The following is a 14,208-nucleotide window of genomic DNA, read 5'->3' on the forward strand; positions in this document are numbered from 1 at the left end:
GAACCATTTGTTAGGCGTATGAACCGTGTACTCTGCTTCGGCTTTGTTTTGTTGCTGGGGTGTTCTCCCAAGAAAGACCCGGAAGATTTGTCGGTGCTTCCGCCTGCCTCAGATTCTGCCAGCACTTCCCTGGAGCAGGTAGTGGATTCTGTTTCCAATGCGCCGGAAGACGGCACGGCTACTACCTCCACCCCACCCCTGGACGTGAAACAACAACTGCCCGCCGAATTGGAAGTCCACCTGGACCGAACCCATGGCCTGTGGCAATTCCCTACCTTGACTGACTATGACGTGCAACGGGTACCCAAAGAGGAACAAGGCCCTTATTACCTGGAAGCCGATTTCAACGGAGACAAGCAACAGGATTACGCCATTCAGCTACTGGAAAGGGATTCTGCCTTTGTGTATGCATTCCTGAAGAACAAAGCCGATTTTCAGGAGCACCTGCTGGAAAGGCACCAGTTGTTTGATATTGACGGCAAGAAAAGGAGCATCCGGTATCTCACCTTAGCCAAGAAAACCGCTAAGTATTATGATTACGCCACCCGCAAACAAATGAGTATCCCTTTAGACGGGATTTCAGTGGGCGCAGAGAACTACACGGCTACGTACGTGTGGGACAACGGCAAATTCAGGAAATTTGAAACCGGAGATTGAGGGCTTGCTGCTTACAGCTCCAGAAAGCTGATGGCTTCTTCCTTTATTTCCTCACGGGAGAGGCCGTCTTTCACCCCGGTGGTGATTTTCTTGATCAGGACCCCTACTACGGCCTTTCTGAAGCCCATTTTGGTGGCAATGTCAACGCAGAACTCCATCTCGCTGTCATCCACAATGCCATCAGCCAGCATCATCTCCACCAGGTCATAGATCTGATCAAACCGGTCCAGGTCATTGTTGGGCATGGTTAGTTTCACGTTACTACTATCGGCCAGCAGCGCGCGCACTTCCTGGGCCCGCATACCTTTGCGTTCGCCAATAGAGATGATGTGCTCCATCTCCGCCGAATCTATATGCCCATCAATTTTAGCCAATGCGCCTAAATTAACAATATGGCTTTTGAGCCGTTTTGTTTCCTCACTCTCAAAAATTGAAAACATAGGGTTACTGAATTGGTGGTGGTCAGAAAATTTCCCGGGCTTGCCTTACCTTTACGCAAATTCTTGCACAAAGAAATTTGCACCTTATAAATTACGAAAAGTGAAGAAATTTGCTGCACCTATTCAGGAAAAGTATTGAAATTTTTCTTGAAAGGCGTTTTTCAGAAACTTTTCCCATGTAAAGTGTGATTTGGAATTGCTTGTAAGAGAGCCCAAGAACAATCTTTTATAAGATAGAAGGCCACAAAAACTTGAGAATTGTAAGGTATTGCCTTACTTTGTGGCTCCGTATTAGATGTTAAGATGAAGAAAATAGCCGTTTTTACGTCTGGGGGAGATGCTCCCGGCATGAATGCATGTATCCGCGCCGTAGTGCGGACAGCAGTTTACCATAAATTAGAAGTATACGGAATTGGCCGCGGGTACAACGGAATGATCCAGGGAGAGATCTACCGCTTGTTTTCGCATTCCGTGAGTAATATAATCCAAAAAGGCGGTACCATCCTGAAATCGGCCCGCTGCCTGGAATTCCATACGCCCGAGGGCAGAAAAAGAGCTTTTGACCAGATCTCCAAGTTCGGGATTGAGGGAATTGTGGCTATTGGCGGAAACGGTACGTTCACCGGAGCGCAGATCTTCCATGAGGAGTACGGTATTCCGATCATCGGCTGCCCAGGTACCATTGACAATGACCTGTACGGTACCGATTACACCATTGGCTATGACACCGCCGTAAACACCGCCCTTGATGCCATTGACAAGATCAGAGACACCGCCGACAGTCACGAACGCGTATTCTTTGTGGAGGTAATGGGTAGAGACTCTGGTTACATTGCCTTGCCTTGCGCCATTGGCGGGGGCGCTGAGATGGTGATGATCCCTGAGACTATCACTTCTATGCCAGAGGTAATTGATACCTTACAGCAAGGCTGGCGCCGCTCCAAGACGTCTTTCATTATCATTGTGGCCGAAGGCGACGACGAAGGTGGTGCCACTGAGATTGCCGCCAAGGTGAAGGAAGCGCTTCCGCAAATGGATGCCAAAGTAACCATCATCGGGCACGTACAGCGCGGCGGTAAACCAACCGCTGCCGACCGCCTGCTGAGCAGCCAGATGGGAATGGCGGCTGTAGAAGGTCTGCTTGCCGGCCGTTCAAATGAAATGGTGGGTGTGATCAACGGCGAGTTGGTGTACACTCCTTTCCATGACACCATCACCAAGAAGAAACCAATCAGCGAGAGCTTCCTCAAATTAGTGGAAGTACTGAGCGTATAACCTTTAAGCACCAGTTGCTTTTAAAGCGAATCGGGGCTGTTTTCTGGAAAACAGCCCCGATTCGCTTTTTCTTTGCTCTAAGCCTTACTGCTCCCCTGCTTTTCTCATCTGGGCCTTAATATAATCCAGCACCTCTGAGAACTGCCCAGGATGGAACCACTGTACCTCCGGGTCTCTGTTGAACCAGGTCAGTTGCCGTTTGGCGTAGCGCCGGCTGTTGCGCTTCAGCAGCCGTACGGCTTCTTCATAAGGGTAGGCTCCGTCCAGGTAATCAAACAGCTCTGTATACCCCACGGTCTGCAATGCCTGATGGTTTCGGTACGGCAACATGCGTTTTACCTCCTCTAAAAGCCCCTGCTCCAGCATGAGGTCCATCCGAAGGTCTATGCGGTCGTAAAGCTCCTGCCTGTCTCTGTTTAGGCCTATTTTGATGATGTGAAAGTCTCTTGCACGCTCTTTGCTCCTGGTCCTGAAAGAAGAATACGGCTGGCCACTGCTTAAACAAACCTCCAAGGCCCGTACCACCCGCTGCGGATTCTGAGGGTCTACCTGCGCGGCGTACACCGGATCCAGTTCCTGAAGCTGGGCTACTAAGGTAGGCAATCCGTCCTGCGCCAACTGTTGGGTCAGCGCTTCCCGTACGCCAGGCAGAATCTCAGGCATTTCATCCAACCCCTCACACAGAGCCCGCACGTACAGCCCAGATCCGCCCGTGGCTATCACCACCTGGTGTTCCTGGAATAAGCTGTTCAACAGGTTCAGGGCATCTTCTTCAAAAGCGCCCGCATTATATTCTTCCAGGATGGAGTGCGAATCAATGAAGTGGTGCGTTACGCCCCCCTGCTCTTCTGGGCTTGGCTTGGCGGTTCCAATGCTGAGTTCTTTGAAAAACTGCCGGGAATCCATAGAGAGGATATCGGTCTGGAAATGACGCGCCAAATGCACACAGAAATCGGTTTTGCCAACCGCGGTGGGCCCCACCACTACCACTAAAAATTTACCGTTCTTCATGTTAACTGCGCGTAAAGTACCACCAGCTTCTGGCTTTCCTGCTCCCAGCACCATTCCTGGCGGGCCAACAGGCAATTCTGTTGTAACCGGTGGTACGTTGTCTGGTCCTGCAGCAAAGTTAGCAAGCTGGCACGCACTTCTTCTACTTTCAAGGAAGTCAATAAGGCAACCTGGTGCTGAGCGTTCAGTTTCTGGTACTCGGGGAATGGCACACACACCTGAGGGATACCGGCCTGCACATAATCAAAAAACTTGTTGGCCAGCGAGTAGTAATAACTCAGTCCCTGGTTTTCCAGCAGCATAATTCCGGCCACCGCCGATTCCGTTATCATTCGTAACTCATCTGGTACTACATTCCCCTTGAAAATGACCTTATCTTCTAAGCCTAGTTGCTGCGTTAGCTGCTCCAGCCCTTGCCTCAAAGGCCCATCGCCGCAAATCAACAAGCGGGCCGGAACACCCTGCATGGCTTTGATGGTGTTTTCCAATCCTCTGCCTACATTCAGGGCACCTTGGTAGATAAAGTACGGGGGAGAGTCAGGCACAAGAGTGATTGCCTGTAACCAGGGCATGTTCCGGATCAGCTCTACTTTTCTGCCGTAGGTTTTCTGGAAATACTGCACCAGAGAGTCGCTCACGGTATAGGCCAGCGTGGCTTTCCTGAAGGCCATTTTTTCCAGCCAAGCCCAGAGCTTCTTCACTTTAGGCCGGTTGACCACTTCGGGCATCTGCGGGAAGAGTTCGTGGGCATCATACACCAGTGTTTTTTTCCTGATGGTGGCCGCCACTACCCCTGCCAGAGCCGTATCTGCGTCTATGGTGCCCAAAATATCGTAAGGCTTTGAAACCAACCACTGGAGCAACCGAAGATTGTACTCCAGGTAAAACAGCGGCCCCTTGAGGAAGTAGCACCTGATCCGGTGCTGATGATAAGGCAACGATTTCAGTGCGGGGGATTGGGGTAAGGCTCGACCTACCAGGGTCACGTTAAAACCGGCAGCCGCCAAGCTGCCGGCAATGCGCTGCATCCGTTGGTCATGGCTCAGATCGGTGGTAACCGTGAAGACGATGGATTTACCCATGTTCTGGAATAAGGGACTAAACCAAGCAGCTTTTTTCTGTGGCCGCTTCCCCTCCATGCAATAAATGGATTTTTAAGTTATTTTTGCTAAAATAGGTTATTTCCAGCCAAGTGCTGCAAAAACAAAGGTTGGTTATTACCTGAACAAGAAGAATCACTGGATATGACAACAATTCAAACCTCTGTAGATCGGGAAGCACAAATTGCAGCCGCAGCACAATTGATTGATTTTGCGGAGCATGTGAGCGGGAGCCGGAAATGCATTTTTGTCTGTCAGCCAGATGGCACCATCCTTTCTTCTAACCGGCAAGCCAGAGAGGCATTCTTCAGAGGAAATGTGATTTCCCCGGATAAGAACATCAAGGAAATGCTGGATGAGAAGTATCATACAGCCTTTGACCGTAACATACGTTTGCTGCGGCACCGCAAAAACATAAGTGGTTTTATCCAGTCCAAAGAGACCTCCCTGGATGCCAACCTGCTGTACTTCAAGTCCAGCCTGGTAAAACAAAACGGGTTTGATTTGCTTTACATCGCCCTGCGTTCCGCCTCGGCCGAGGTGATGCCGGTGGGCGACATGTTCGCGACTGAGTCAAGCTACCGCAGCATCTTTGAAGAAAGCAGCGACCCGCTCTTCATCCTGGACAAAAGAGGCATCTTCATTGACGTCAACAAAGAAGCGCTGCAGGTCATCCAGTTGGAAAAGCAGAGCCTCATAGGCAAAAGCGTTTTTGAGGCGTTTGAGCTAAACCAATCAGAAAAGATCGCTTTCAAGAAACGGATTCTGCAGGCCTGCAGCGGTAAAACCCAGCGGTTTGTGTGGTGGTTTACCATGACTGATGGCACCTCTTTCCCGCTGATGCTTTCCTTTAAAAGCGGCAAGTACTTTGGCCAGGACGTGGTATTGGGTACCGCCAAATTCATTGAAAAACCAGAAAACGAGGCAGAAAACAGCAAGCAGAAACAAGAGCAGCAGGAATTCATGAACAAGCTGCTGCCCCAGTTCTCTAACCTGAAAACGCCCGAGGATATTCTGTCTAGGGTGCTCACCGAACTGATCAAACTGCCTACCATAAGTGGTGGTGGCGTGTACGTGTTTCAGCCGGCTACGCGTATGGTGCAGTTGGTGACCAGCAAAGGAGAGCATTCCATTCTGCTTCAGGAAAAGAGCGTGCTAGCCTTAGCGCCGGAGTTTCTGGAACAGCTGGAAAACAAAAGTAAAGACCGTTCCATCCTAAGCATTTCGCGCAATTTTCAGCACCTCTTCAACAAAAGGGAGTTGCTGGCCATGCCTGTCAGTACCGAGAAATATTACCTGGCCACGTTGGTGCTGCTGATAGATGATGCCGCCCACATGACCTCCAGCCTTACTGAATTTGTGAACCATATTGGGTTTGAGGTAAGCTCCTACCTTTCCAAGTTTGAGTTGCGGCAGGAACTGCATTACTCAGAAGGCAAATACAAGACCTTGTTTGAGTCCTCCAACGATGCCGTGTTCCTGCTGAACAATACCCAGATTGCCGATTGCAACTTCCAGGCGACTGTGCTGTTAGACTGTGACAAGCAGGATATCATTGGCAAGCGTCTGGCAGATTTTTCCCCGGGGCTGCAGGCAGATAACACCTCCTCGGTGGAAAAATCATTGCAGATGATTGAAAGCACCGTTCAGGATAGCAAACCCCATTCCTTTGAGTGGCGCATTGAGAAAACCGATGGTACCATCATTGACTGTGAAGTAAGCATCAGCGCCATCCAGCTGGAGGGAGTGAACTTTGTCCAGTGCATTGTGCGGGACATCACCTCCAAAAAAGAAGCCCAAGCCCTGCTGCGCCGCCAAGAGGTACTGCGCGAATCCATGCACCAGTTCCGTACGTTCCTGAGCCAGGTGAACCTGGCCTATGTGAGCATGGACCTTGACCTGCGGGTGGTGTACGTGAACGATTACTTTCTGCAATACACCGGCTACAAGCGCGAGGAAGTGGTAGGCCAAAACTACTATGACCTTTTTGTGCCTGAGAAGGATAGATCAACCCGCATTCAGGAAATCAAGAAGGCGTTGCAGAACAAGAGCCTGCGCAGCTACTATGAGTGGGACCTGATCACCAAATCCCAGTCAGTGAAGATTCTGCGATGGAACATCATGTTTGAGATGGATGCCGAAGGGCAAGTGGTGGGGATCACCGCCGTGGGGAAAGACATGACCGACAAGCGGATTGCCATGGAAGCCCTGAAAGACAACAAGATCAGGCTCCAGGATCTGTTTGACAACGCGCATGACCTGATCCAGAACATCTCCACCGATAACAAATTCATTTTCGTGAACCGGGCCTGGAAAGAGAAACTGGGCTACAACGATTATGACATTGAAAACCTGACCCTTAATGACATTGTTCACCCCTACTACAAAGCCAAGCTCATTTACCAGCTCCGCAACCTGTACAAAGGCGAAGATGTGAACAAAATAGAAACCGTTTTCCTGACCAAAAGCGGCAAGCCGATTCACCTCATTGGTAGTATCAACTGCAGCTGGCAAGATGGCAAACCCATTGCCACCCGCGCCATCCTGCACGACATCACCGACCGTATTAAGGCCGAGCGCCTGCAGAAGGTGTACTACAGCATTGCCAACCTGGCCATCAGCTCCAAAGACTTACCGTCTTTGTACAGCGCCATCCACCGGGAACTGAGCAAAATCATTGAGACCCATAACTTCTACATCGCGCTGTTTGATGAGGAGAAAGACCTCATCAACTTTGTGTACTATGTAGACCAGCTCTCCAATGAACCGGCGGCACCACGCCCCTTCTCCATGGGCATGACCGAGTATATTATCAAAACCGGGAAGCCTTTGTACGCCACCAAAGCAGACTTCATGAAGCTGGTGGATGAGAAAAAGATTGAGGTGAACGGTGTGGTACCAGAAGTGATGCTTTCCTCTCCCCTCTCCATTGGCGACCGCATCATTGGGGTAATTGCCGTGCGGGATTACAAAAACCCAGAGGCTTATGTGAGCACTGATATTGAGATCCTGCACTTCATCTCCAACCAGGTTGCGCTTGCCATTGAACGGAAACGGAACGAAGAGCAAATCACTCTGCAAAACGCCAGGTTAAAAGCCATTTTTGAAAGCGGTAACCACCTTATGTGGTCCATTAACCGCCAATACCAACTTACTTCCTTTAACCGCAACTTCTCGCATGAAGTGCAGAACTGGACGGGTAACCTGCCGGAACAAGGAACAAAACTCAGCAAACTGGTGGGTTCGTTCTTCAATGAGGATTACTTTGGAGTGATGAAGCAAACCTATGAGCGGGCGTTTGAAGGCCAGCCGCAGCAGTTTGAAATTGAACTGCGGCACCCAAGCGGCACCAGCGAATGGCGTGAGGTTCTGCTGAATCCTATTTACCTGGAGGATGGTAGCTTTGAAGACGTTTCTGCCATCGCCCTGGATATCACTGAGAAGAAAATCTCCCAATTGGGTCTGGCCGAGAACGAAGAGAAATTCCGCCAGATCTTTGAGTCATTCCAGGATCTGTACTACAAAACCGGCATTGAGGGCGACTTCCAGTTGATAAGCCCTTCTGTGCAGGAGGTGCTGGGCTATACCCAAAGCGAGGCCATGCGCATGAACATCAGCCAGCTGTATGTCTACCCAGAAGACCGCGAAGAACTGCTGAAAATGCTCTTCAACCAGAAAACGGTCCGGAACTTTGAAACCACGCTGCGCACCAACCAGCAACAGGAAATAGAAGTTCTGATCAACTCCCGCCTGATCCTGAACCAGAACCAGGAACCCGTAGCCATTGAAGGAGTTTGCAGGGATATTACGGAGCTGAAAGAAACGCAACGGGAACTGATCAGAGCGAAAGAAGTAGCCGAAAACTCGCTGCAGGTCAAAAACCAGTTCCTGGCTAACATGAGCCATGAGTTGCGCACCCCAATGAACGGCATCATCGGGATGATTGATCTGTTGCATCACACGGCTTCCAACGATGAACAGACCGACTACATAGACACCCTGCGCAAGTCCTCTGATGCCCTGCTGGATATTCTCAACGACATTCTGGATCTCTCAAAAATTCAGGCGGGTAAGCTTCAGCTGCATGAAACCGGCATAGACTTGTTCTACGTGCTGGACAAGATACATTCTCTGTTCGCCAACCGGGCCACCCAGAAAGACCTTACCTTCACCTACGAGATATCAGAAGATACCCCACGGTATATCATTACAGATGAAACCCGACTGTTGCAGATTCTCTCTAACCTTACCTCTAACGCTATCAAATTCACCAATGAGGGCACTGTTAGTGTAGAAGTAAGCAGAGTGGAGGGCGAAGATGATAAACACCTGATCATGTTCCGGGTAAAAGACTCCGGTATTGGCATCAGTGAGGAAGACATTCAGTTGCTGTTCACCAATTTCACCCAGCTAGACAATTCCTCCTCCAAATCTTTTGGAGGAACGGGTTTGGGACTTGCCATTTCCAAGCAATTAAGTGAATTGCTGGGCGGACAGATAGGCGTGGAATCTGAACCCGGCAAAGGAAGTACCTTCTGGTTTACGATTCTCTGCCGCGAGGCCGATGATATCAAGCAGATCCATGAACAGCTGCAATCTGCCAAAGAACTGGAGGAGATTGGGCAGTTTGATCCTGAGCCAAAATTATTGTTGGTAGACGATAACCAGATTAACCAGAAAGTAGCCCTAAAACTGCTGGAAAGAATGGGCTGTTTTGCTGATGTGGCCTCAAACGGGTTTGAGGCAATAGAGAAAGCTACCCAAAAGCAGTATGACCTCATCTTCATGGATATTCAAATGCCGGAAATGGACGGAGTCACCGCCACCCATGAGCTCAAGAAGCTGTTGGGAACGGAATGCCCGCCCATTGTTGCCATGACCGCTTATTCTATGAAGGATGATGCCGAGAAGTTCATCAATGAAGGCCTGGATGACTATGTTTCCAAACCGGTGAAGATTTCGGACCTTTACCACCGCATTCAGAAGTGGTATGGCAACAGTACCCCGGCAGAAAGAAAACAAGTTGAAGTTTCTGTGCCGGTTTCTGCGCCCCAGCCAGATGGAGAATTCTCCATTAACATGGACGTGGTGGAGCAACTGAAAAGCATTGGTGGAGATGATTTTGCGTTACAGCTTTACATTGAATTTGAAGAAGAGACCTCAGAATTATTGGAAGAAGCCAAAAAAGAAGTGGCTGCACAACATTATGAAGGTATTTTGAGTACACTGCATCAAATCAAAGGTACTGCCTCCACTTTAGGCTTAGACACTGTTTCAACCATAGCCAAAGAGTTGGAACATGATATATTAAAAGGTAAATTAACATTTGTTGAAGATACCTTTTCCGAATTAGAAACAAGTTTTACTAATTTTAGAGCAAACTTTCGAAATAAAATTTTATCGAACTGACCATGGCCGAGCCTAAAACCATTTTAATCGCAGAGGATAGCTCAGTAATTCTGAACCTCACCAAGAAAATTTTAGAACTACAGAACTACAAAGTAGTGTCGGCGAAAAACGGCGGGGAAGTTCTGAAGAAGGTGCAAGACCAGAAAATTGACGCCATTCTCATGGACCTTAATATTCCGGTGAAAAACGGGATGGAGTGCACCAAGGAGATTCGGGCGAACGAGGACCCGCAGATTTCCCAGATTCCTATCATTGCCGTGACAGGAAATGCCAATAACTACACATTGGAACAATTCAAAGAAGCAGGTATCAACGCCTACTTGCCTAAACCTCTGGATTTTGACATGCTGGTGCAAACCGTGAAGGAGTACGTGCACTAAGAATCCTATTTAACATTTTACTTGCGTATGCAGCTGAAGTACACCCGGCCCTTTTTAAACCGGTTAGAAGATATTTTTGCGGAGTCTGATTACATGCTGCGTTACGAGAAGGGTACTTTCAAATCAGGGTTCTGTATCTTGAAAGACACCAAAGTAGCCGTAATCAATAAGTACTTCCCTCTGGAGGGAAGAATCAATTGTTTAGTGGAGATTCTCCGGTCAATAGACATCAACCCGGAGAGCCTTCGCCCCGAAAGTCAGGAACTGTACCTGGCCATCAAAGAACAAACCATAACCTCTGCGTGAAAATCACCTTCTTAGGAACTGGCACCTCTCAGGGAGTACCCGTCATTGGGTGCGAATGTGAGGTTTGCCGCTCCTTAGATTTCCGGGATAAAAGGCTGCGGGTGTCTATTCTGGTGGAGGTAGGAGGCAGAACACTGGTGATTGACTCCGGGCCAGATTTCAGACAGCAAATGCTCAGGGAAAGGGTAAAACGGCTGGATGCGGTGCTGTTCACCCACGAGCACAAAGACCATACGGCCGGTCTGGATGACATACGGGCGTATAACTTCATGCAGCACATGGACATGCCCCTGTACGGCGATCAGCGGGTGTTAAACCAGTTACAGCAGGAGTTCAGTTACATCTTCACCAACGCCACGTACCCTGGCGTTCCCAGGGTTGAACTGAACCCTATCCAGAACGAGCCTTTTGAGGTGTTTGGCATACCGGTGACGCCCATCAACGTACTGCATCACCGGTTACCCGTGTTCGGGTTCCGGATCGGGGATTTCACCTATATCACCGATGCGAACTTCATCTCTGATGCGGAGAAGGAGAAGATCAAGGGCTCTAAAGTGGTAGTTCTGAATGCCCTCCGGAAGGAGCCCCACATCTCCCACTTCTCCTTGTCCGAAGCCCTGGCTGTATTGGAGGAAATTGGTCCAGAGCAGGCCTATCTCACCCACATAAGTCATCTTCTGGGGTTGCATCAGGAGGTGGAGAAAGAATTGCCATCTTTCGTGAATCTGGCCTATGATGGCCTTGTCCTTAGTTTATAAACGTGCATCAGAATTATTACTTTTTACGAAAACTGGCCCAAAAACTGGATAGCCAGCTACGAGGCTATACCGTTCAGGCGGCTTTCAGTCAGGAGAAAGATGAGCTGATGCTTGGTTTATACAAAGACGAGGAGGAGTTTTATATCAAAGCCATCCAGACCTCCACGTTTTCCAGTCTGCAGTTTCCTAAATCCTTTCATCGGGCCAAACAGAACTCGGTAGACCTGTTTCCAGATTTACTTGGGCAAGAGGTTCTGGAGGTGCTGGTACACCAACAGGAACGGAGCTTTTACATTCGGTTCACCAACCAACGGGTGCTTCTATTCAAGCTTTTTGGAAATCGCTCCAACGTGGTTCTCTTTGTGGAAGAGGTGGCTAAAGAGCTTTTCCATAAGAAGCTCTCCAAAGACCTGGAGTTGGATTACCGCTTGATGGATAAAGAGTTCTCGCTGGAGAAAGAGGTTTTCCTGCAACAGCCTCAGAATCTCCGTAAGCTCTTGCCTACGCTGGGCGAGGTTCCCTTACTTTACTTACAGGAAAAGGGCTATGACACCGTATCTCCCGAACAGCAGTGGAACATGGTACAAGAGATGCTGCTGGTATTGGAGAACCCACCCTCCTACTATCTCATCAACCTCAATAAGCAGTTCCGACTTTCACTGCTGCCCCTGGGTGAGATCCAGGAGACCTTTTCTGACCCTATTACTGCGCTTAATGCCTTTGTGCCGCAGTATAGGTCGCAGGAATACTTTCAGAAGAACTTTGGTACTACCCATCGGCAGATTAGCAAGCAACTGGAAGGTGCCCAGAAAATCTGGTGGCAGATACAGGAACAACTGGAGAAGTGGGATCATGGTACTCCTTATGCTCAGACGGCTGACATTATCATGGCCAACCTCACCAACATTCCGGCGGGAAGCAAAGAGGTTGAATTGTATGATTTCTACCATGACACCGCTCGGGTCATTCCTCTGAAATCTACGGAAACACCCCAAAAAACCGCGGAGCGCCTCTATAAAAAAGCAAAGAACCAGAAAATAGAACTTAAACTGCTGGAGGAACGCGCAACCCGGAAAGAGGGAGAAGTGGAACGCCTCAGCAGGCTCCTGGATGAACTTGAAGGGGTTGAGACAGCCCAACAGCTTAGAGCTTTCCTAAAACAGCACAGTCCTGCTAAAGCAGAAACCCAGATTGATCTGCCCTATCATACCTTTGAGATGATGGGCTACAAGATTCTGGTTGGAAAAAATGCAAAAGCCAATGATAAGCTGACGCTGAAGCATACCCACAAAGACGATTTATGGCTGCATGCCAAGGATGTTCCTGGCTCCCACGTGGTCATTAAAAACCAGGCCGGGAAAACCATTCCGGCGCCTGTTATGGAAGCCGCTGCTCAGTTAGCCGCCTTTTACTCTAAACGAAGAACCGATAGCCTCTGCCCTGTTTTATATACCCCAAAAAAGTACGTCAGAAAGGCCAAAGGGGCCGCCCCGGGCTCTGTGATAGTAGAACGAGAGAAAGTACTTCTGGTAAAGCCTGAGAACCCTTTCAGGCAAAGTTTTGAGGGGTAAATTTAGAGGAACCTTTTTGGGGGAGTTCTAATGAAAACACCCTAAAAACAGATTAGAACATTTGTAATTCAATCCTCCCTTACCGGAAGATCCAGATTTACAAGGGTGCTCTTTGGGTATGCGGTTGATGGATTTTCCTTTCTTTTCCAATGCATCCCTTTTGCAGACGATAACCTGTTCACCACGCGATTTTGAATCTCTCCATAAAACCTAGAAACCTCTGGCCAGAGCTGTAATACAATCTTGTATACCAAAGAACAGGGTACTACACTCAATTTTTGCCCAAGACCACAGTACCTGCAATCTGACCATATTAGATTAATTAAATAGGTATAAGACTAATGCCGTATTGGTGTTGTAAATAGTATTTATCTACGTAATTTTGGCGTTAAGTCACTGATATAAAAATTCAATTTTAGATTTAATGAAGAAAATCTACTCACTTCTATTCCTGCTAGCATTAGCTAAGAGTTCCTTTGCGCAAGAAGCCTCGTTTACACCTAAGACTTATTTTGGCATCAAAGGAGGCATTACTGAGTTCTCTGTAAAGGGTACTGAGGTTGATCTTATGAGAACCGGCGGAGATGACTTTGTGCCGCACAAGGATGCCACGTACGGCATTACCCTTACCACTGATTTGAATAAATACCTGCAGTTGAAGCTGGAAGCTAACCGAATAGTAAAAGGGGCCGACCACCAAGGCAACACCTTCTATGAAAGACAACCGAAAACGGTGACTTACCTCCAGGTTCCAGCACTTATTGGATACAAGTTGCCCCTATCGGCTAATCTTAGACTTTTGGCGGAGGCTGGAATGGCTGTCCACGGAGCAGTAGTGCCGGTTAAGTATGACCGGCACTACTATGTTCCTGGCACTATTTTCGAAACCCCTAGCATCATGGCCTCGCCTGTTGGAGGAGCAGAAGTAGGCTATTATTTCAACAATGTTTATGTGTTTGTGAACTACCGGTATGAATTTGACCGTCAAAAGTATTTTGAGAGGATGAACGGCAGGTATTATCTGCAACACGCTGGGGGTAGCGCAGTCACAATCGGGTTGATGTTCAGAACAAACAAAGGTTCCTTGAAGCAGAGGTAGTTTGTTTCTTCATAGGCATAAGGTATAATTGCTCCTTTTGTTCTTGCAGGCGGGGATTATGTTTGATTCCAAAACAAGGGAGCTTAACTTCTCTGCTGTTCTTTCAGGTGTACCGCGTACCTGGTCCTAAGTCAAAGCAAAGCCTTCTATCTCGGTAAAAATCTATCAAAGGAAAGATTTACGCCGAGATAGAAGGCTTTGC

At 48.6% G+C, this 14,208-nt stretch carries 11 protein-coding genes; 8 read left to right on the plus strand and 3 right to left on the minus strand.

Going from position 1 to position 14,208, the window contains the following annotated elements; translation table 11 throughout:
• Positions 1–18 precede the first annotated feature (18 nt).
• Entirely contained in the window at positions 19–657 is a 639-nt protein-coding gene (locus tag JT719_RS16500; RefSeq protein ID WP_207434461.1) for a hypothetical protein, read from the plus strand.
• An 11-nt stretch (positions 658–668) separates the two neighbouring features.
• On the opposite strand, the gene JT719_RS16505 is transcribed toward JT719_RS16500, so the two are convergent.
• The gene (locus JT719_RS16505; protein ID WP_207434463.1) at positions 669–1,097 is read right to left on the minus strand and encodes a tellurite resistance TerB family protein; all 429 of its coding nucleotides are present in this window, start codon (positions 1,095–1,097) and stop codon (positions 669–671) included.
• Between the two features lie 303 nt (positions 1,098–1,400).
• On the opposite strand from JT719_RS16505, the gene pfkA reads away from it, so the two are divergent.
• Positions 1,401–2,372 (plus strand): 6-phosphofructokinase, encoded by a 972-nt coding sequence (gene pfkA, locus JT719_RS16510; protein WP_207434467.1) that lies wholly within the window; start codon positions 1,401–1,403, stop codon positions 2,370–2,372.
• An 84-nt stretch (positions 2,373–2,456) separates the two neighbouring features.
• On the opposite strand, the gene miaA is transcribed toward pfkA, so the two are convergent.
• Both miaA and JT719_RS16520 read right to left on the minus strand, forming a co-directional pair.
• Positions 2,457–3,383, minus strand: coding sequence for a tRNA (adenosine(37)-N6)-dimethylallyltransferase MiaA (miaA, locus tag JT719_RS16515; RefSeq protein WP_207434469.1), 927 nt, complete (start codon positions 3,381–3,383; stop codon positions 2,457–2,459).
• Positions 3,380–4,465, minus strand: coding sequence for a glycosyltransferase (locus JT719_RS16520; RefSeq protein WP_207434471.1), 1,086 nt, complete (start codon positions 4,463–4,465; stop codon positions 3,380–3,382). The genes miaA and JT719_RS16520 overlap by 4 nt, the downstream gene beginning before the upstream one ends.
• Before the next feature lie 162 nt (positions 4,466–4,627).
• On the opposite strand from JT719_RS16520, the gene JT719_RS16525 reads away from it, so the two are divergent.
• The 6 genes from JT719_RS16525 to JT719_RS16550 all read left to right on the plus strand — a co-directional run bounded on the left by JT719_RS16525 (position 4,628) and on the right by JT719_RS16550 (position 14,006).
• Positions 4,628–9,892 (plus strand): PAS domain S-box protein, encoded by a 5,265-nt coding sequence (locus tag JT719_RS16525; RefSeq protein ID WP_207434479.1) that lies wholly within the window; start codon positions 4,628–4,630, stop codon positions 9,890–9,892.
• Positions 9,893–9,894: 2 nt separating this feature from the next.
• Complete coding sequence (locus JT719_RS16530; protein WP_207434484.1) at positions 9,895–10,272, plus strand: response regulator; 378 nt, start codon at positions 9,895–9,897, stop codon at positions 10,270–10,272.
• Between the two features lie 27 nt (positions 10,273–10,299).
• Positions 10,300–10,578, plus strand: coding sequence for a hypothetical protein (locus JT719_RS16535; RefSeq protein ID WP_207434485.1), 279 nt, complete (start codon positions 10,300–10,302; stop codon positions 10,576–10,578).
• Positions 10,575–11,336 carry an MBL fold metallo-hydrolase gene (locus JT719_RS16540; protein WP_207434486.1) on the plus strand — a complete coding sequence of 254 codons (762 nt, stop codon included), beginning with the start codon at positions 10,575–10,577 and terminating at the stop codon, positions 11,334–11,336. Before JT719_RS16535 ends, JT719_RS16540 begins: the two co-directional genes overlap by 4 nt.
• 2 nt (positions 11,337–11,338) lie before the next feature.
• Positions 11,339–12,907, plus strand: a complete 1,569-nt coding sequence (locus JT719_RS16545) for an NFACT RNA binding domain-containing protein (RefSeq protein ID WP_207434493.1) — start codon at positions 11,339–11,341, stop codon at positions 12,905–12,907.
• 424 nt (positions 12,908–13,331) lie between these two features.
• Positions 13,332–14,006: an outer membrane beta-barrel protein gene (locus JT719_RS16550; protein WP_207434495.1), complete on the plus strand. Its 675-nt coding sequence runs from the start codon at positions 13,332–13,334 to the stop codon at positions 14,004–14,006.
• Positions 14,007–14,208 lie beyond the last annotated feature (202 nt).

The organism is Sabulibacter ruber (assembly GCF_017355955.1).
In the GTDB taxonomy this organism is placed as follows: Bacteria; Bacteroidota; Bacteroidia; order Cytophagales; family Hymenobacteraceae; genus Nibribacter; species Nibribacter ruber_A.